Raw genomic sequence first — 18,699 nt, forward strand, 5'->3', positions numbered from 1 at the left:
ATGGAAAAAAAGAAAAAAAGAAAAGGACTATTTCAGTACGCACAGTTTAGTGCGATTGGCGTATCCAATGCCGCTGTAGATATTGGCACACTCAATCTGCTTCTTTATTTTTTTCCAACGGATGAACGGGTTATGCTGACTACCTATAATACGATATCCTACTGCCTGGCTGTAGCGAACAGCTATATCTGGAACGTTCTGATTACCTTCAGGCATTCTGCAAAAGGCAGCAATAAACAGAGAATGGCCTTTGTTTTGCAGGGGCTGGTAAGTCTTGGAGTGAATAACCTTGTGTTTATCGGCGGCAATACTCTGTTTCAGGCTCTTGGTGTTCCCGGCTGGCTCCGCTACAACTTAGCAAAAGGGGTAGCAATGTTTCTTTCCTTTACAGCGAGCTTCTTTATGATCAAGTATTTTGTATTTAAAGAACCACATCCGCACAAAGAAAAATAATACGATTCGATAAAACGAAAAAGCTGCGGCCATTGGCTGCAGCTTTTTTCTATATTCAGGAAGAGACGGGGGCCGCTGTTTTTTTTCGTTTTCTCCCCCGTAAAAGCACACCGTGGGAAGGAGAAAAGAGGAAAGCAAGCAGAAACAGTACACCCGTGGTACTTGCGATGCAGCCGGCAATCGATACGTTAAAATACTTTGCCGTATAATAACCGATCACCGCAGATGCTACACCTGTTAAAGCACTCACGATCATCATCCGGCTTAGTTTTTCCGTAAGCAGATAAGCAGTGGCAGGCGGCACAATGAAGAGGGCTACTACGAGAATAGCACCGACCGCATCAAAAGAGGCAACAGCTGTAATCGACACCATCGTCATAAGAAGATAGTGGATCAATGTGACCGGAATGCCTAAAGCCGCAGCAAGCGCAGGATCAAAGGAAGTGATTTTAAATTCTTTATACAGCAGCAGAAGCAAAGCAAGGTCGATAATAAATACAATTAAAATGACCCAGAATGCCTGCGGCCCGAGCGGAATGCCATTCCATTCTACCGTATGAAATGGAGCAAAGCTGATATCTCCCATCAAGACATGATCCACGTCCAAATGAACGTCTCTTGCATACAAAGATACTAGAATGACGCCGACAGAAAATAAAGCGGTAAACACAACACCAATAGCAGCATCCGTAGGAACGCCGGCATTATCAAGCACTTGAATAAAATAAGTCGTTGCCAGTCCTACTACGGCGGCGCCGATAAGCATAAGCGGGCCTTCAAGCGTCTGGGACACGAGAAAGGCGCCTACAATACCCAGCAGGACCGTATGGCTGATCGCATCAGCTACCATAGCTATCCGGCGCAGCACAAGAAAGGTGCCGACAATACCGCAGGTAGCAGCAACAAGCGAGCTGATCGCTAAAATCCATATTTCGTACATCAAAGCGTGCTCCTCCTTTTATATTAGGTACGATCGGCGTACTCAATCGATGTCTGCTTAATCGCCAGTGAAACCGGAACTTTTTTCTCCGCGGCAAGCAGAGTGTGGATGCGCTCGTTCAACAGATATTCCCGCGGTGCCCGGCCGTTTCCGTTTTCTGCGGCCTCGTTCCAGGAGCCAAGTTCAGCTTCATGAGTGATATGAATATCCTGAAGCCGGCGGAGCAGCGAAGAGTCATAGGCACAGGCCAGGCCTGTGCCGGTCAATAGATACTGCTCTCCTGTCCGGGTGAGCAGCCCTTCTTTCTGCAGGGCCTGAATGGTTTTTTCGAGTCCATCCTTTGGAAGATGTGTCTGTTCCTCAAGCTCCTCCCTGGAAAACAGGGCGCTGTGCTGTCCGGCAGCGTAGCGGTTTTCCAGCTGTTCATACATCGTATCGAGAAGAAAGTTGTTTAATACCACCTGGTTATGTTTTCTATTTTCCACCATCCGGAATAAAATACCTCTCTGCGGGGCAAATAGAAAGGAGATCAAAAAGAAGGCGGTGGCAGCTACAACAATAACCGGACCGGTCGGAAGTCCGCTTATTGAAGAGCTTAACAAAGCTCCAAGTGCTCCCGATAAGCCTCCGATAAGGCCGGAAAGAATGGCCATCACGCCAAGGCGGTCGGTCCAGTACCGGGCCGTAATGGCTGGTGTGATTAATAAAGCCACCATAAGAATCACACCCACTGTCTGGATGCCGGTAATAACCACGAGCACCACCATCGAACTGAGAAGGGCATTCAAAAAACGGATAGGCAGTCCAATACCACCGGCAAAGAGTGGATCAAAAATAAGAAGTTTCAGTTCTTTAAAAAATAGAAAAGAAAGAAGCAGCAGCACCACAGCACTTCCAATTAAAATCTGCACATCTGCGCCGACAAGAGAAGCCGCCTGGCCGAAAATAAACTCATCGAGGCCGCTGCTCTGGCTGTAGCTGCCATTGGTAATCATCGTTAAAAGCACAATGCCAAATCCAAAAAAGACAGAGAGCACAATACCGATGGCCGCATCCTGTTTTATTTTACTTTGTGAATGTATAGCCCGAATCGCATACACAGCCATCAGTCCGGTAAGGGCAGCTCCTCCCATTAAAGCGAGTGTTTCCCGTCCAAATACTAAGAAGCCGAGACAAATGCCGGGTAGTGCTGCGTGAGCCATTGCATCGCCTACGAGGCTTTCCTTCCGGAGAAGAACAAAGCTTCCGACAACGCCGCTCGCAAGCCCAAGCAGGGCCGCGCCGGCCATTACCCATTGGAGATTAGGGCTGGATAAAAATTGCAGCCATTCCTGCATGAGGCGGGCCTCCTTTCTTATATAGTAAGATTTTCCTGCTGAATAAAAGCCAAACGGCCTCCGTATGTCTTCTGCAGCAGCTCCGAGCTGAATATCTGATCCACCGGGCCGTAAGCAATTAAACGCTGGTTCAATAAAATGACCCAGTCAAAATATTCGGTTACCGTCTGAAGGTCATGGTGCACAACGATAACGGTTTTTCCCTTTTCCTTTAATTCTTTTAACAGGCCGATAATCGCCCGCTCCGTCGTGGCATCCACGCCGGCAAACGGTTCATCCATAAAGTACACCTGCGCATCCTGTATCAGCGCTCTTGCCAGAAAAACACGCTGCTGCTGACCTCCGGAAAGCTGGCTGATCTGCCTGTTCGCATAATCTTTCATACCTACGCGCTCAAGCGCATCTTCAGCTAATGCCTTATCTTTTTTAGAAGGGCGCTTCAGCCAGCCAATCTGTCCGTAACGGCCCATCATCACAACATCAAGCGCGTTAGTGGGAAAGTCCCAGTCTACGTTGCCGCGCTGGGGCACGTAGCCTATATTTTTCTTTTGGGAGCGCACGCTGCTGCCTAGTATTTCAACATTGCCGCTTGATTTAGGAATTAATTCAAGAATGGCTTTCAACAGGGTTGATTTACCGGCGCCGTTCGGCCCGACAATTCCAATCAAATGCCCCTGGGGAAGCGTAAAGCTTACGTTTCGAAGCACAGGATCTTTACGGTAAGCTGCTGTTATATTTTCTACGCGCACAGCATCAGCCATGATAACGCCTCCTTATATAGTGAATAGTTTAACATTTTGTCTAGAGACATAAAGTTGCCTTAGGGAAAGAATAGACTAAAAATACTGTCCCGTCAAATGAAAGAAGTCCATAGTGGCGAAGCGGTTGATAATGTGAGAAAATAAAGAAGTACACTGTGCATCCTATTAAGAAAAACAGAAATTCTAAAAGGAGGAAGGGTATGAGTCAAAAAAAGCCAATTCATCTATACTTGTCCCGATATAAGGAACATTTAGCATATTTACGGGAAACTGGCCAGGAAACACTCAGCTGGAAAGAAATAAGAGATGAGGATTTACCCGCTTTTTTAACGATTACCGACTCCGATATAGAATGGCAGACTGATATGCTCGTAAGAGATTACGCCGAAGATGGCAATTGGAAAAGCGGCGATATGCTTCATATGAACATTACACTCAAAGATGGAACGAAATATTCCATTCACGGATATTATATAGAAGAAAAACAGGATTGGTTTCCAAACGAAAACCCGGTTATTCACAAAAGCAGTACCTGTGGATTCTGTCAGTCCATCATAGGATTTGGAAAAGATAAAGAGCTGAAGCAGGAATTCTGCATGCTGCCGCTGCCGGAGAAGAAATATTTATTTGAAGAAGTGCTCAAGCGGCATAAAGCAGAACTGTACAAAGTATAAAAACAGCCAATCATGTGAACCGGAGCATGATTGGTTTTTTGTATACAAAGCTAATGACGGCGGGATTGTTACCGGTTACAATAAGAAAGAAGTCCGCAGTATGGAAACTGGCCAACTTAGGAGGCATTACATATGAAAATAGTCATCGCACCCGATTCGTTTAAAGAAAGCATGACAGCACTAGAAGCTGCAGAAAGCATGAAAAAAGGCTGGAAAGATATATTTGGAGAAGAAGCCATTATTGATGTGATACCGATGGCAGATGGAGGAGAAGGTACGACGACTTCTCTGGCGGAAGCGCTGGAAGCATCCATGCATCAAGTAGAGGTTACGTCTCCGAACCAGCAGAAAGTAACAGCGGAATATGCCGTGTCAAAAGACGGCAGGACGGCTGTATTGGAAATGGCGGAAGCATCCGGCATTGGCCTGGTGGACAAGCAGGAAAGAAATCCACTGACCGCAAGCTCTTACGGAACCGGGGAACTGATTCAGGATGCGCTCGGAAAAGGCGTACAGAAAATCATCATCGGCATTGGCGGAAGCGCTACAAATGATGGAGGCGCAGGGATGATTCAGGCGCTTGGCGGCCGGCTTTTAAATAGTGAAGGAAAAGCTGTTGGGGCGGGAGGCGCTGCACTGGCTGACCTGCATTCGATTGATCTATCTGAATTGGACGAACGGCTGCGCCACGTAGAAATTGCCGCTGCCTGCGATGTGAAAAACCCGTTGATCGGAGAAAACGGAGCCAGCGCCGTATACGGTCCTCAAAAAGGAGCGACCCCGGAAATGGTAACAGAGCTGGATGACGCCCTTGGTACTTTTGCAGATGTGATGAAACGGGATCTCGGTGTAGATATTGCGCAAAAAGAAGGGGCGGGAGCTGCCGGAGGCATGGGAGCCGGACTGATAGGATGCCTCGGAGCTGCTCTGGAATCGGGAATAGATATTGTATTAAAGGAAACCAATTTTTATGAACGGGTAAAGGGTGCGGATTTGATTGTGACGGGAGAAGGCAAGATGGACAGTCAGACGGTATACGGAAAAACGCCCGTAGGTGTGGCAAAAGCAGCGCATTCGGTTAATGAAAGAGCTGTCGTGCTTGCTGTCTGCGGTCAGCTGGGAGAAGGATACGAAGCCGTATACGACCATGGAATTACTGCAGCTTTCAGCATGGTACCGGGTCCGCTGGATCTCAGCGACGCTTTGGAAAACGGTCCCGAATATGCGGAGAAAATCTCAAGAAGCCTCGCTCTTATGTGGAAATCGTCCATTTAAGCGGTCCGGACACAGGGATTTTCTTTTCAGGCGCTTAAAAAGCCGCCCCTGCAAAGGGGCGGCTTTAATGTGTTTATAAAATAGGAGAAAGCAGGTGGGCAATAGATTCTTTGAAACGAATCCAGAGCGACCGCTCTTTGTAATGGTCCAGAGTAAAACGTGTGGACTGCTTCATATCGTCTTCGAAAATCAGGGCCATCCGCTGGCTGAACGGATGATGATAAATAAACGCATTTACTTCAAAATTCAGAGCAAAACTCCGGTTGTCAATATTTGCTGTACCGACCGAGCTGACTTTGCCATCTACAACAATCGTTTTGGCATGTATAAATCCATTGTCGTAAATGTACACTTCGGCACCTGCTTCAAGAATCGTACCGATATGAGAATAAGTCGCCCAGTACACAAACGGATGGTCCGGTTTGTTGGGAATCATAATACGTACATCTACGCCCGATAAAGCAGCGATCCGAAGAGCGTCCATCAGGCTCTGATCCGGAATGAAATATGGGGTTTGAATGTACACCGATTCTTTAGCCATTAAAATCATTTTAATGTAGCCGTTTTTAATCTGTTCCCATTGAGAATCTGGACCGCTGGAAACAATTTGTACCGCCGTGTTGCCGGCATGCGGATCCGCTGGAGGAAACAGCTTTTCCTGGTAATGAATGTCACGCTTATCCGGGCTTGCCTGATTCCAGTCGAGAATAAAGCGTGTCTGCAGAGCGTTCACGACATCGCCCACCATCCGTAAGTGGGTGTCACGCCAGTAGCCAAACTTGGGATCAAGTCCCAGGTATTCATCACCGACGTTGAATCCTCCGGTATAGCCGATTTTTCCATCAATAATTACAATCTTCCGGTGATTGCGGTAATTGAGCCGGAGGTTAATGAAGGGAATCCGGCGGGGGAAAAAGATGCTGACATCTCCGCCTGCCGCATAGAATTCCCGGAAAGACTTTTGGGAAATAGACCTGGAGCCCATTTCGTCATATAAAATCCGGACTTTTACGCCCTCTTCCGCTTTTTTGGTCAATGCTTTAATCAGCCGTGTACCGAGTTTGTCATCACGAAGGATGTAATATTGAAAGTGAATATGATCTTCGGCTCTTTCAATGTCTTTCATAAGTGCTTCGAATTTTTCTCCGCCGTCAATAAAGATGTCCACGTCATTTTCCTGCGTCAGCACCGAATCGTTGTTTACAAGCTGCATAAAAATAAGATCACGGTGTTCACGGACCGATGGATCAATAAAATGGAAACGTTCCTCGCGAAGAGCGGAAATCTGTGCTTTTATTAAATCTTCAATACCTATTTTCTTTATCTCTTCCCAGTCAAATAACCGGCGTCTTGTCAAATTCTGGCCGAAAATAAGATATAAAATAAATCCAAGAAATGGAATGAAAAAAAGCACCATCACCCAGGCCCAGGTCGAGGTGGCGTCCCGGCGCTCAAGAAAGATAATAATTGCTGCAAATACGATATTTAATAAAAACAAAATACTTAATATGATGGAAAAAACTTCCCCTATCGTCATGCAGTTGTGTCACCTCCGTATATCTCCTTCCACATTTTAGCATAAGATAAGGAAAGACAGATAAAGATAATCTCCGCGAATCAAGAATAATACCATGCAAAAACAGGATATACCACTTATAATGAGGTATACGAGAAAAAGATATAGAGCAGTTGTTTAACGACCGCCGGCGTACGGAGAGGAGAAGCTGGATACATGAGTGATCAGTATATAGGAATCGACGGAGGGGGCACTCTTTCCAAGATTGTGTATGCAAAAGGAAACGAATGGCAATATAAAAAAATTGCAACATCCAAATTTCACGAGCTGTACGAATGGTTCAAAGAAACATTTGATGATCCTTACGTTCAGGTAACGGGTGGAAAAGCAGGGGCTTTAATGAAGGAACTGCCTTTTCCGGCAAAGAAAATCAATGAGTTTGAAGCGACCTGTGAAGGGGTCAAGTGGCAGTTGGAAAGAAGCGGCTTGATTAATGAAACAGGGGCTCGTTTTATCGTAGCGAATGTAGGAACCGGCACGTCGATTCATGTGGTGGACCAGGATTCCTATGAGCGGATCGGCGGAAGCGGAATGGGTGGAGGCACGCTGCTCGGCCTGTCCTATCTGCTGACAGGAGAAGATGAGTTTGATAGAATTCTCACTCTTGGGGAGCAGGGGAACGGCAGGAAATTAAACGTAACGGTCGGTGACATCTATTCCCATGAGCCGCCTCCCATATCCGGGGACTTAACAGCAAGTAACTTCGGAGACCTTGCAGAAATGAAGCAGGGAATCCATAACAAAGAAGACTATATCGCGACCGTCGTAAGAATGATCGGTGAAACCATTACGACGATGAGTGTCCAGGCAGCCGACCGGATAGGGACAGATGCTGTTATTTATATAGGAACTACATTCTCCAATCATAATACGCTGCAGTCGATTATGACTCAGTACACAGAACTGCGCGGCAAAAAAGCATATTTTCTGGAAAATGGAGAATTCAGCGGAGCGATTGGGGCTCTGTTGAACAAAGGATTGAAAAAAGCTGTACTGCGATAACGCAGCAGCCAGGGGTGAGCAGCTATGGCATATGAAGAATACAAAGATCTACTGCACAGCACGATAAAATCACTTGAAAGCATTTCGAGAAACCTGCAGCCAAAGCTTCCGCTGCTTCAAAACCTGCAGCTGACCACAAGGCAGGAAGCGATGATGATGCGACTGGTACAAGATGAGAATGTGTCTATTTCAAATCTGGCGTACTACTTAAATATTTCAAAAAGCGCCGTCAGCCAGGCGCTGAACCGTCTTGAAAAAGAAGAACTTCTAATCCGGCTTGTTAATGAAGAAAACCGCCGGGAAATGATTATTAAGCTTGGACCTCAGGGAGAAAAACTGAAGGAAGAATTCCGGCTTTTTGAAGAGTCAATTATTCAGGATTATATCAGTCGATTAAAGAAAGAAGAAATTGAACAAATCGACCAGACATTAAAGAAGCTGGATACAATGATAAAAGAAAACGAAACCAAAGAATAAAACGGCCTCCAGAAAAGCCGTCCATGTTAAACATTCTGAGCAGCATACGCTGCTCTTTTTGCGTGAAAGAATCAATCAGATGAATTATTTGTGAAGTGGAGGAAGATTAATTGACTCTCTACTGCAGATGCTTTAGTTTATTAAATAGTTAAGTAACTTAATTGTTTAAAGTCTTACATACGATAGCTGTTTTATTTGCCGGCAGACTTCGGCAGGCAGAATAATAACATAAGAATCAGGAAATAATCTGCAAATACATTCAACGAAGACAACACCCGAAAGCATGCTGTTCATATGCGTCTGTCCGGAAGTCTGCGGTACCGGCAGGGATGAAAACATAAGAGGAGGAACGGTGAAGGTGAAAATTACCGATTTATCCATCCGAAGGCCGAAACTGACTATTGTAGGAATGATCCTGTTTATTTTACTCGGAGGGGTGTCCTTAACAAATCTCCCGCTTCAGCTTTTTCCGGAAATTGATCCCCCGGTCGCGGCCGTTGTAACAAGTTATCCCGGTGCGAGTCCGGAAGAAGTCGAAGAAAGCGTGACGATTCCGCTGGAAGAACAGTTATCAACGATGCCCGGCTTAAATAATATTACGTCTACCTCAGAAGAGGGGTCGGCGTTAATTCTTCTGGAATTTTCCTGGGATTCATCGATTGACGACGTGGAGCAGGATGTTATCAGCTCAATGGGGGATGCACCGCTTCCTGATGATGCGGCTGATCCCTCTTTCCTGAAATTTGACCCGTCGATGTTCGGTATGGCACAGATTGCTGTTACCTCTGATGACATGGCGGTTGTCGACTTTCAGGATGATTTAGCGTCTATCCGGACGGAGCTTGAACGGGTGGAAGGTGTCGCCAATGTGGATGAATCCGGCAGAGTAACCGAACGTTATGAAATTAACCTGGATCAGGCACAGCTGGAAGAATATCAAATCACCCAGGAAGATATCGTTAACGTGGTTCAGTCCAACAACGTGTCACTTCCCGGTGGAACGGTGGAATCAGGAGAAAGAACGCTTACGACAAGAGTGCTGAAAGAAATAGAAGCTCAGGAAGATCTGGAAGAGCTGTTTGTTACAGTTGATCCGGAAACAGGCGATGAGTTATTTTTAGCCGATGTTGCAGACATAAGCCTTTCTCCGGAAGAGCAGAACGCTATTACGAGAACAAATCAGCAGCCGGCAATGCAGCTTAATCTAATGAAGGAAACAGATGCCAATGCGGCTACGGTGTCCTCATCCTTTAATAGTGAGCTGGACACGCTGCTTGAAGAAGATCAATACAGCAGCCTGGAATTTACGACTTTTTACGATGAAGGAGATTACATCCAGCAGTCCATCAACAGTGTGACGACTGCTCTTATTACCGGCGGGGTGTTTGCCATGCTCGTGCTGTTTTTCTTTCTCCGCAATTTAAAGACCCCGCTCATCATCGGGGTGGCAATACCGTTTTCTGTTATCGTGACATTTGGTTTCTTATATTTTACAGATGTCGGGCTGAATTTAATGACTCTTGGTGGATTGGCGCTTGGCATTGGAATGCTCGTCGATAATGCAATTGTGGTTATTGAGAATATATACCGGCATTTATCGATGGGCAAGACACCAAAAAAGGCAGCTTCAGAAGGAACAAAAGAAGTAGGCGGCGCCATTACGGCTTCGACTTTAACGACTGTTTCTGTCTTTCTGCCGATTATTTTTGTATCAGGCATCGTTGGAAATATTTTTACGGAATTTGCACTGGCAGTATCCTTTAGTTTAATTGCTTCCTTGTTTGTGGCTGTTACCGTTGTGCCGATGATGGCAAGCCGCATTTTGAAAGCTCCTAAAGAGGATATTGAAGAAAAAAGGCAGAACTCCCGCTATATGAAACGTCTGGAAAGGGCCAGCAAATGGTCGTTGAAACACCGTTTTCTTACTCTGTTTATTACGCTGTTATTTCTTATCGCAGGCGGAGCGGGTCTTGCTGCAACAGGAGTTAACTTTCTTCCGGCAAGCGACCAGGGCTTTTTCTCCATTGATGTGGAGACAGATTACGGAACCAACCTGGAAACGACGACTGCTATTACAGAGGATATTGAAGCTATTTTGGATCAGGAGGGAGCAGTCGACAGCTATTTAACAATGATCGGTTCTTCCGGCGACGACGGTGCAGTAACAGGAGGACCATCGGGATCCAATGAGGCCCAGATCATGGTCACGATGGAACCAATGGAGGACCGGGAAGCGAGCACGATCGATTTTATTGAACAGATAGAAGACGACGTGGTCGACGTAGAACCGGATGCCGATATTTCTCTTTCGAGCCAGACTGCTATAGGCGGAGGAGAAGCGAATACGGTCGTCTTTACTATCAGCGACCAGAACGTGGATACATTAAATGAGTCGACCGAGTATATGATCTCGGAGCTGAGAGAAGCGGAAGATATTCGGGAAATAACCACCTCGGATGAAGATCTCGCACCAGAGATACAAATTGCTGTAGATGAAGAAAATGCGAGGGAAAACGGTCTGGCGGCCGCCCAGATCGCCGATAGTGTCGACAATGCTACCCGCGGCCAAACAGCCACTACGGTACAGACAGCAGATAATACGACCTATGATGTGATTGTTCAATATGAAACCGGAGAACTGGAGACAGCAGAGGATTTAGAAACGCTGCTGATCGCCAACCAGGAAGGAGACTACATTGAACTTGGCGAGGTAGCCGACATTGAAGAAGGCAGCGGCCCTGCCGTTATTAATCGTGATGATCAGCAGCGCAGCGTGGAAATTACGGCGGCCTACAGCTCGGATACGACATTAAATGAGGCGTCCAATTTAGTGACGGATATATATGAAAACGACAATATGGCGGACAGTACCTCTCTTGCCTATTCGGGAGAACAGGAGCTGCTGGACGATGCGCTCGACAGCATGATATTTGCCTTCCTTCTCGGACTGCTGTTCATTTATCTCGTAATGGCAGGACAATTTGAATCCTTTAAATATCCATTTATCGTTATGTTCAGCGTGCCGCTTGTGGTTATAGGAGTAAGCATTGCCCTGGCAGTTACGCAGACACCGCTCAGTGTGACCGTCTTTATCGGCCTCATTGTTCTTGCCGGTATTGTCGTCAACAATGCGATCGTGCTGGTGGACTATATCAATCAACAGAAAGAAAAGGGAATGGCTTCCAAAGAAGCTATTGTAGAATCTGTTAAACAGAGAACCCGCCCTATTCTGATGACAGCTGTAACAACAATTCTAGGGGTCGTTCCATTATCGCTTGGTATTGGTGAAGGCGCAGAGATTCAGCAGCCGATGGGTATTGCCGTGATCGGCGGCCTTGTCAGCAGCACTTTTCTGACGCTGTTTGTCATACCAGTTCTGTACAGCTTCCTGGATACGAATTTCCGGAAGGTGAGAAAAGAAGAAAAGAAAGCCGAAAAGGAGCAAAAGCGCGGTAAAAAGCGTCGGAAGCAGGAAGGCACAAATGAATAATTGACAATAAAGCTTCCTCTCCCGTAACATGAAATAAAGACAACCACTAGGGGCGCATATGCTGAGATAAGGAAATTCCTTTGTCCCTCTGAACCTGATCTGGGTAAAGCCAGCGTAGGAAAGTGGAGCGTGCGTTTTTATTTGGCTGTGATGGTCAGGAAAAGCCGCTCCTTTCAAGGGGCGGCTTTTTTGTGTGTAAATGAAAAAGACGTCCGGATGTGGTGAGTACAGATAAAAATGGAGGAACCAACAATGGGGGAAATACCAAAAGTACTATCCATAGCAGGAACAGATCCTACCGGAGGAGCTGGCATCCATGCCGACTTAAAAACATTCCAGGAGATCGGCGCTTACGGAATGGCCGTTATTACAAGCGTGGTGGCCCAGAATACGATGGGGGTAAAAGACGTCTGGCATATGGAGGACGAAACGATTCTGAAACAGCTGGAAGCCGTGCTTGAAGACATCAGGCCGCAGGCAGTGAAAACAGGTATGATCGCCCTGCCGTCTATGATTGAAAGTATCACAGACCGGCTGGAACGGGAAAACCTGCCAATTATTGTAGATCCGGTAATGGTGGCCACAAGTGGAGACTCGTTAATGGATAAAGAAACGAAAAAACTAATGGTCAACCGGCTGCTTCCTATAGCAGAAGTGGTGACGCCGAATATGGAAGAAGCCGAAAAGCTTACCGGAGTAAAAGTCTCTACCATAGAAGAGGCGGAAAAAGCGGCCCGGGTGCTGGTCGAGGAGATGGGGGCAGGAGCTGCGGTTGTAAAAGGCGGGCATGCGAAAGACACGGCAATTGATGTGTTATATTATAAGAAAGAATTTATCCATCTAACGGCGGATCGGTTTAATACGAAGCATACACACGGGACAGGATGCACGTTTTCTGCGGCAATTGCCGCCAATCGGGCGAAGGGTATTCCTGTTATCCAATCGTGTGAGCTGGCTAAAGAATTTATTACAAAGGCGATCAGCCATCCGCTCAACATCGGGCGCGGGAGCGGACCGGTGAATCATTGGGGCCGTTCGTTAGAGAAATGAATAACCCTGGAGGGAAAGAGACATGATGCATTCAGAAGGAAAAAAAGCATACAAATTGCTGCACGAAATGCGGACGGCAAAGCCTCTTGTTCATAACATTACAAACGTGGTGGTAGCGAACTTTACGGCGAATGGACTTTTAGCGGCAGGAGCATCGCCTGTAATGGCCAACGCAAAAGAAGAAGCGGCCGATATGGCGTCTGCCGCCGATGCGCTGGTGCTTAACATTGGAACGTTGAACCCACTGCAGGTGGAGTCCATGCTGCTTGCCGGCGCCGCAGCGAATAAAAAAGGAATTCCAGTCGTACTCGATCCGGTCGGAGCCGGTGCTACCGCTTATCGAACCGATACTGCCCGGCAGCTGCTCAAAGAAATAGACATTTCCCTTGTCCGCGGAAATGCAGGAGAAATTGCTGCTGTTGCAGGACTTGAAAGCAATACAAGAGGAGTAGATTCAGGTTCCTCCCATGTAAGTACAGCTGAAACGGCAGAACGTGCCTTTCACGTATTGAAGCTTCCTATTGTCGTAACGGGAGCGGTGGATGCAGTAACGGATGGAAAAGATATGTACCGCATTCACAACGGTCATTCGATGATGACTAAAGTGACCGGATCCGGCTGCCTGCTCAGCTCGCTGATCGGTTCTTTCCTGACCGTTACGGACGATGTGGCATATGGCGCAGCAGCGGCGCTGGGCTATTATGGAATAGCAGCGGAAAAAGCCGGCGGATTTGCGTCAATGAGAGGTCCGGGCACCTTTCAGTCAGAGCTGTTGAACGCATTGTATCACGTGGGAGATATGGATATCCGGCATCAGCTGACGCTTAAAAAAGAAGAGCTGAGAGGCACCTATGAATAAAGAAGCACTGCTGCTTTATTTCATTATGGGCAGTCAGGACACAGAGAAAAACCCGGTTGAAGTACTCAAACAGGCGATAGCAGGCGGCATTACCTGCTTTCAGTTCCGTGAAAAGGGGCCGGCTGCAAAAACGGCTTTACAAAAAGAAGAGCTCGCGCGCGAAATGCTTGCTGTCTGCCAAAGCCGCAGCGTTCCGTTTATTGTAAATGACGATGTGGAACTCGCTGTGAAGATAGGCGCGGACGGCGTTCATATCGGACAGGGGGACGAACCTGCTTCGGAAGTGAAAAAGAAACTCCCTCCGCATATGAGTATTGGTGTTTCTGCAAAAACGCTGGCAGAGGCTGAGCAGGCCACTCAGGACGAGGCCGATTATATCGGCACAGGTCCAATGTATGCAACCATATCTAAAGCAGACGCAGATGACCCGATCGGCCCGGAAGGCATTCAGGATTTACGTAAATTCGGCATTACGATTCCCATCGTTGGAATCGGTGGAATTACAGAAAAAAATGCACAACGCGTACTCAAAGCTGGAGCAGACGGTGTATCCCTGATTTCTGCTATCAGCAGGGCAGCGGAACCGGAAACAGCCGCACGCAGTCTTAGAAAGCTGCTTCATAAATAAGGTCAAGAGACCCCGCTTCTTTTAGGAGCGGGCTTTTTTTTGCTGCTTTTAATATGTATTTTTTATACACAATAAAATGTGTTAGATTATCTTTCGTCATTGCAGAAATTCCCAGCATCTTTCTATAGAATACATAATTATAAAGAAAAGCAGGAGTGAAAATAAATGAAACAAGGCATGGTTTATTTTGTAGGAGCCGGCCCGGGTGACCCGGAGCTGTTGACCATTAAAGGACTGAAGGCTCTTCAGCAGGCAGATGTGGTTGTATTTGACAGGCTGGTACACCCCGCCCTGCTTTTAGAGGCCGGTCCGGAAACGAAATTTATATACTGCGGAAAAAAACCATGCGAACATACACTGCGGCAGCAGGATATTCAAAAAGAACTGATGATCCAGGCAAAGAAGGGAAAAACAGTCGTCCGGCTCAAAGGCGGCGACCCAGGCATATTCGGCAGAGTCGGGGAAGAAGCACAAATGCTGCGGAGCCATAAAGTGGCCTATGAAATGATTCCGGGTGTAACGGCTGCCAACGCGGCTTCGCTGTATGCAGGGGTGCCTCTCACGCACCGCGATCATTCCAGGTCTCTGGCCATCGTTACAGGGCACAGCAAAAACAAATCAGGAAAGCCCGATGCAGATTGGGAAAGCCTGGCAAAAGGAATGGAAACGATCGTCTTTTATATGGGAATGAAAAACCTTCCATTTATCACTTCTGAATTGACCGGCCATGGAAAAAGCAAAAATACCCCAGTGCTCATTGTCGAATGGGGCACCTGCGGCCGGCAGAGGGAAGTAATCGGAACGCTTGCGGATATCGAGAAAAAAGCAGCCAAACAGCAGATGGAAAATCCTTCGATCATCATTGTAGGGGAAGTTGCTGCGCTGCACTATGATCTGCAGTGGATGGAGAAAGGCCCGCTGACCGGGCAGGGCTGTATTATTCATCATGCGACGCCGCTGACAGAGCGGATGAAAAACGAATGGGAAAAGCTTGGAGCGGAAGTATATGTTGGAAACAGCAGATGGGAAAACCGGGAAAGAACGGCTTTCAGACACTTGGGCATGGCAGGCCATGCCACTCATATTGTTGTACCGGATAAAGCGTCTGCTGTCGAATGCCTGGAGTATCTTCCAAACGATTTAATAAAAGATAAACTTACATTTTACTGCTGTTCGAACAGAGCTGCCGACCTGTTAAAGCAGGCCGGGGCGGCAAGAATAACCCGTCTCCCGGAAGCCGGAAGCTTCGAAAAATGGCTTCTGTTGTCTGCAGATAACCTTGGATTAGCTGAAATCGTCTAAGTAATATCACTTAAAGGAGTGTCTACAGCATGCGTAAAGAGAACATTGTACTAATAGGAAATGGAATGGCGGGTATTCGAACGATTGAAGAAATTTTAAAAACAGAACCGGACCGTTTTAACATTACTATTTTCGGCAAAGAGCCTTATCCAAACTACAATCGTATTCTGCTCTCTAAAGTGCTCCAGGGCGACAGCGATATCAGTGAAATTATTTTAAATGACTATGACTGGTATGAAGAAAAAAACATTACGCTTTATGCAGGAGATGAAGCAGAGGAAATTGACAAAAAGAAAAAAATCGTACGCAGTAAACAGGGACGTGAATGCCCGTACGACCATTTAATTATTGCGACAGGGTCCAATGCGTTCATGCTGCCTCTTCCGGGCGCCGATAAAGAAGGAGTTATCGCATTCCGCGATATTAAAGACACCGAAGAGATGATCAGCGCTTCCAAAAAGTACAAGAAAGCGGTCGTTATTGGAGGCGGCCTGCTTGGGCTCGAAGCGGCTCGAGGCCTGCTTAATTTGAATATGGAAACGGAAGTAGTCCATAACAACAGCTACTTAATGGAACGTCAGCTCGATGAGCCGGCTTCACGAATGCTCAAGAATGACTTGGAAGCACAGGGTATGCGATTTCATATGGCAAAAGACACAGAAAAGGTGCTCGGAAAAAAACGGGTGGAAGGACTGAAATTCAAAGACGGGTCCACGCTTGAGGCCGATCTGGTCGTCATGGCGGTCGGAATCCGCCCTAACGCAGTATTAGCCGGTGCCTCCGGCATTGACACCAACCGTGCCATCCTCGTTAACGATCATATGGAAACGAGTGTGAAAGACATATACGCTGTGGGGGAATGCGCCGAGCATAACGGCATTGCCTACGGTCTGGTCGCCCCTCTTTACGAACAGGGAAAAGTGCTCGCTGAACGAATCTGCATGAAAGCACGCACCGGTACCGGCTATCAAGGATCGCTTACTTATACACAGTTGAAAGTAGCGGGCGTAGATGTGTTTTCCGCAGGAACCTTTCAGGACGAAGAAGATACAAAAGCCATCCGGGTCCATGATGAATTTGAAGGCATCTACAAAAAAGTGGTGGTCCGCGACAACCGGGTAGTAGGAGCCGTGCTTTACGGGGAGACGTCGGATTCGCCGAGACTGCTGGAAATGATGAAGAAGAGCCAGGACATTACCGGCCTGGGGAAAACGATTATTCTGCCATCCGAACAGGAAGGCGGGGAGACGGAAAGCCTGACCGCTGCGATGGAGCCGTTTGAAACAATATGCGGCTGTAACGGTGTCTGTAAAGGCGATATTGTAGAAGCCATTCAAAAAGACGGACTAACCTCAGTGGAAGAAGTAAAGAAACATACCAATGCTGCCCGGTCATGTGGAGGATGCAAGCCTCTTGTAGCGGACCTGCTCGCCCATACACTTGGAGGTGAAGCAGGGGAAGGCCTGCAGGAAGAGCCGATGTGCGGCTGTACCGATCTGACGCATGAAGAAGTCGGGGAAGAGATCAGAACCAAACAGCTGACGCTGACAAGAGAAGTCATGAATGTGCTTCATTGGAAAACGTCAGAAGGCTGTTCCAAATGCCGTCCGGCAATCAATTACTATTTAGGTGTAGCCTATCCGAAGGAGTACGAAGATGATCCGTCATCGCGCTTTGTAAACGAGAGAATGCACGCCAACATTCAAAACGACGGCACGTATTCCGTTGTGCCGAGAATGTACGGCGGGGTAACCAACCCGGATCAGCTTCGGAAAATTGCAGAAGTAGCTGATAAGTACAGTGTTCCTCTGCTGAAATTAACAGGAGGGCAGCGGATCGATATGCTTGGTATTCCAAAGGCGGATCTGCCGTCGGTATGGGAGGATTTGAACATGCCTTCCGGCTACGCCTATGCGAAATCCCTTCGTACGGTGAAAACATGTGTAGGAGAGGACTTCTGCCGCTTCGGCACCCAGGATTCCATCGGCCTGGGTATCGCAATTGAGAAGAAATATGACCGGCTTAACACCCCTCATAAAGTAAAAATGGCAGTATCAGCCTGCCCAAGAAACTGTGCAGAATCCGGTATTAAAGATTTGGGGATTGTCGGAGTGGAAGGGGCCTGGGAGCTTTATGCAGGCGGAAACGGCGGCGTTGATTTAAAGGGCGGCGAACTGCTGACGAAAGTCAAAACGACCGAGGAAGTTATTGATACAATCAGTGCCTACCTGCAGTACTACCGTGAAAATGCCAGGTATTTAGAAAGAACTTCGCACTGGATTGGGCGTGTTGGACTGGATCATGTGAAATCTGTGGTTCTGGACGACAAAGAGGAACGCAAAGCACTGATTGCACGAATGGATACCGCCCTGGAAGCACTTCCGGAAGATCCGTGGAAAGCCATTACGAGCAATGAGAAAAAACGGGAAGAGCTGTTTGAACAGAAAAAAGTAGAAGTTCTTCAATAAATAATAAGGAGCGGGGCCATGGCTGAAATAACCGAAACAACCGCGGTATATGTAGCGGACGTAGAAGAATTTAAAAAAGGCATTCCGAAGGAAATCTTTGTTAATGGAGAATCCATCGCCTTTTTCAAAACAAACGCAGACAAAATCAGGGCTATTCGAAACAGCTGTCCACACAAAGGCGGCCCCCTTTCCCAGGGGATTGTCAGCGGAGACTATGTGTTCTGCCCGCTTCATGACTGGAAAATAAGCACAGCAGATGGAAAAGCCCAGGCGCCCGACGTAGGCTGCACGCATTCTTATCCGGTACAGGTGGAAGGAAGCAGTGTGTATATTCAAATTTAAAAACCGCTGACGATGGCAAATCCCTTATCTCAACTGATATAGTTGCGATAAGGGATTTTTTTGTC

16 protein-coding genes and 1 riboswitch are annotated in these 18,699 nt (G+C 47.1%); of the genes, 12 read left to right on the forward strand and 4 right to left on the reverse strand.

What is annotated here, in order from left to right:
* Nucleotides 1-453 (forward strand): GtrA family protein, encoded by a 453-nt coding sequence (locus AC5W14_RS05660; protein ID WP_496193877.1) that lies wholly within the window; start codon nucleotides 1-3, stop codon nucleotides 451-453.
* Nucleotides 454-508: 55 nt separating this feature from the next.
* On the opposite strand, the gene AC5W14_RS05665 is transcribed toward AC5W14_RS05660, so the two are convergent.
* Genes AC5W14_RS05665 through AC5W14_RS05675 form a run of 3 tightly spaced genes read right to left on the reverse strand, consistent with a single transcriptional unit; the run spans nucleotide 509 to nucleotide 3,491 of the window.
* The gene (locus AC5W14_RS05665; protein WP_496059748.1) at nucleotides 509-1,396 is read right to left on the reverse strand and encodes a metal ABC transporter permease; all 888 of its coding nucleotides are present in this window, start codon (nucleotides 1,394-1,396) and stop codon (nucleotides 509-511) included.
* Between the two features lie 20 nt (nucleotides 1,397-1,416).
* Complete coding sequence (locus tag AC5W14_RS05670) at nucleotides 1,417-2,730, reverse strand: metal ABC transporter permease (RefSeq protein ID WP_496193878.1); 1,314 nt, start codon at nucleotides 2,728-2,730, stop codon at nucleotides 1,417-1,419.
* 17 nt (nucleotides 2,731-2,747) lie between these two features.
* A complete protein-coding gene (locus tag AC5W14_RS05675) occupies nucleotides 2,748-3,491 on the reverse strand; it encodes a metal ABC transporter ATP-binding protein (RefSeq protein ID WP_496193879.1) in 744 nt (247 codons plus the stop codon).
* A 200-nt stretch (nucleotides 3,492-3,691) separates the two neighbouring features.
* Here AC5W14_RS05675 and AC5W14_RS05680 point away from each other — a divergent pair, with 200 nt between their 5' ends.
* Complete coding sequence (locus AC5W14_RS05680; protein WP_496193880.1) at nucleotides 3,692-4,165, forward strand: hypothetical protein; 474 nt, start codon at nucleotides 3,692-3,694, stop codon at nucleotides 4,163-4,165.
* Between the two features lie 132 nt (nucleotides 4,166-4,297).
* Entirely contained in the window at nucleotides 4,298-5,440 is a 1,143-nt protein-coding gene (locus tag AC5W14_RS05685) for a glycerate kinase (protein WP_496059744.1), read from the forward strand.
* Between the two features lie 73 nt (nucleotides 5,441-5,513).
* On the opposite strand, the gene cls is transcribed toward AC5W14_RS05685, so the two are convergent.
* The gene (cls, locus tag AC5W14_RS05690) at nucleotides 5,514-6,977 is read right to left on the reverse strand and encodes a cardiolipin synthase (RefSeq protein WP_496059743.1); all 1,464 of its coding nucleotides are present in this window, start codon (nucleotides 6,975-6,977) and stop codon (nucleotides 5,514-5,516) included.
* A 195-nt stretch (nucleotides 6,978-7,172) separates the two neighbouring features.
* Between cls and coaW the strand changes: the two genes are divergently transcribed.
* From coaW to nirD, 9 genes are all read left to right on the forward strand, one after another.
* The gene (gene coaW, locus AC5W14_RS05695) at nucleotides 7,173-8,018 is read left to right on the forward strand and encodes a type II pantothenate kinase (RefSeq protein ID WP_496059742.1); all 846 of its coding nucleotides are present in this window, start codon (nucleotides 7,173-7,175) and stop codon (nucleotides 8,016-8,018) included.
* Nucleotides 8,019-8,042: 24 nt separating this feature from the next.
* The gene (locus tag AC5W14_RS05700; RefSeq protein WP_496059741.1) at nucleotides 8,043-8,495 is read left to right on the forward strand and encodes a MarR family winged helix-turn-helix transcriptional regulator; all 453 of its coding nucleotides are present in this window, start codon (nucleotides 8,043-8,045) and stop codon (nucleotides 8,493-8,495) included.
* A gap of 352 nt (nucleotides 8,496-8,847) precedes the next feature.
* Nucleotides 8,848-11,985, forward strand: coding sequence for an efflux RND transporter permease subunit (locus AC5W14_RS05705; RefSeq protein WP_496193881.1), 3,138 nt, complete (start codon nucleotides 8,848-8,850; stop codon nucleotides 11,983-11,985).
* Nucleotides 11,986-12,023: 38 nt separating this feature from the next.
* Nucleotides 12,024-12,123: riboswitch (TPP riboswitch) on the forward strand.
* Nucleotides 12,124-12,222: 99 nt separating this feature from the next.
* The gene (thiD, locus tag AC5W14_RS05710) at nucleotides 12,223-13,035 is read left to right on the forward strand and encodes a bifunctional hydroxymethylpyrimidine kinase/phosphomethylpyrimidine kinase (protein WP_496193882.1); all 813 of its coding nucleotides are present in this window, start codon (nucleotides 12,223-12,225) and stop codon (nucleotides 13,033-13,035) included.
* A gap of 25 nt (nucleotides 13,036-13,060) precedes the next feature.
* Nucleotides 13,061-13,894 carry a hydroxyethylthiazole kinase gene (gene thiM, locus AC5W14_RS05715; RefSeq protein ID WP_496060087.1) on the forward strand — a complete coding sequence of 278 codons (834 nt, stop codon included), beginning with the start codon at nucleotides 13,061-13,063 and terminating at the stop codon, nucleotides 13,892-13,894.
* Nucleotides 13,887-14,522 (forward strand): thiamine phosphate synthase, encoded by a 636-nt coding sequence (gene thiE / locus AC5W14_RS05720; RefSeq protein ID WP_496193883.1) that lies wholly within the window; start codon nucleotides 13,887-13,889, stop codon nucleotides 14,520-14,522. Before thiM ends, thiE begins: the two co-directional genes overlap by 8 nt.
* Nucleotides 14,523-14,687: 165 nt before the next feature.
* Nucleotides 14,688-15,824: a uroporphyrinogen-III C-methyltransferase gene (cobA, locus tag AC5W14_RS05725; protein WP_496193884.1), complete on the forward strand. Its 1,137-nt coding sequence runs from the start codon at nucleotides 14,688-14,690 to the stop codon at nucleotides 15,822-15,824.
* Between the two features lie 29 nt (nucleotides 15,825-15,853).
* Nucleotides 15,854-18,292, forward strand: a complete 2,439-nt coding sequence (gene nirB, locus AC5W14_RS05730) for a nitrite reductase large subunit NirB (RefSeq protein WP_496059736.1) — start codon at nucleotides 15,854-15,856, stop codon at nucleotides 18,290-18,292.
* Between the two features lie 18 nt (nucleotides 18,293-18,310).
* Nucleotides 18,311-18,634: a nitrite reductase small subunit NirD gene (gene nirD, locus AC5W14_RS05735; RefSeq protein ID WP_496059735.1), complete on the forward strand. Its 324-nt coding sequence runs from the start codon at nucleotides 18,311-18,313 to the stop codon at nucleotides 18,632-18,634.
* Nucleotides 18,635-18,699 lie beyond the last annotated feature (65 nt).

It is taken from the genome of Sinobaca sp. TMA16-18 (assembly GCF_059510535.1).

Bases quoted from the DNA above. Each gene is read 5' to 3' on its own strand.
- AC5W14_RS05680 (WP_496193880.1), top strand. From the start codon at position 3,692: ATGAGTCAAAAAAAGCCAATTCATCTATACTTGTCCCGATATAAGGAA.
- cls (WP_496059743.1), bottom strand. From the start codon at position 6,977: ATGACGATAGGGGAAGTTTTTTCCATCATATTAAGTATTTTGTTTTTA.
- AC5W14_RS05660 (WP_496193877.1), top strand. From the start codon at position 1: ATGGAAAAAAAGAAAAAAAGAAAAGGACTATTTCAGTACGCACAGTTT.
- nirB (WP_496059736.1), top strand. From the start codon at position 15,854: ATGCGTAAAGAGAACATTGTACTAATAGGAAATGGAATGGCGGGTATT.
- AC5W14_RS05685 (WP_496059744.1), top strand. From the start codon at position 4,298: ATGAAAATAGTCATCGCACCCGATTCGTTTAAAGAAAGCATGACAGCA.
- thiE (WP_496193883.1), top strand. From the start codon at position 13,887: ATGAATAAAGAAGCACTGCTGCTTTATTTCATTATGGGCAGTCAGGAC.
- AC5W14_RS05700 (WP_496059741.1), top strand. From the start codon at position 8,043: ATGGCATATGAAGAATACAAAGATCTACTGCACAGCACGATAAAATCA.
- AC5W14_RS05670 (WP_496193878.1), bottom strand. From the start codon at position 2,730: ATGCAGGAATGGCTGCAATTTTTATCCAGCCCTAATCTCCAATGGGTA.
- AC5W14_RS05675 (WP_496193879.1), bottom strand. From the start codon at position 3,491: ATGGCTGATGCTGTGCGCGTAGAAAATATAACAGCAGCTTACCGTAAA.
- cobA (WP_496193884.1), top strand. From the start codon at position 14,688: ATGAAACAAGGCATGGTTTATTTTGTAGGAGCCGGCCCGGGTGACCCG.
- nirD (WP_496059735.1), top strand. From the start codon at position 18,311: ATGGCTGAAATAACCGAAACAACCGCGGTATATGTAGCGGACGTAGAA.
- thiD (WP_496193882.1), top strand. From the start codon at position 12,223: ATGGAGGAACCAACAATGGGGGAAATACCAAAAGTACTATCCATAGCA.
- thiM (WP_496060087.1), top strand. From the start codon at position 13,061: ATGCATTCAGAAGGAAAAAAAGCATACAAATTGCTGCACGAAATGCGG.
- coaW (WP_496059742.1), top strand. From the start codon at position 7,173: ATGAGTGATCAGTATATAGGAATCGACGGAGGGGGCACTCTTTCCAAG.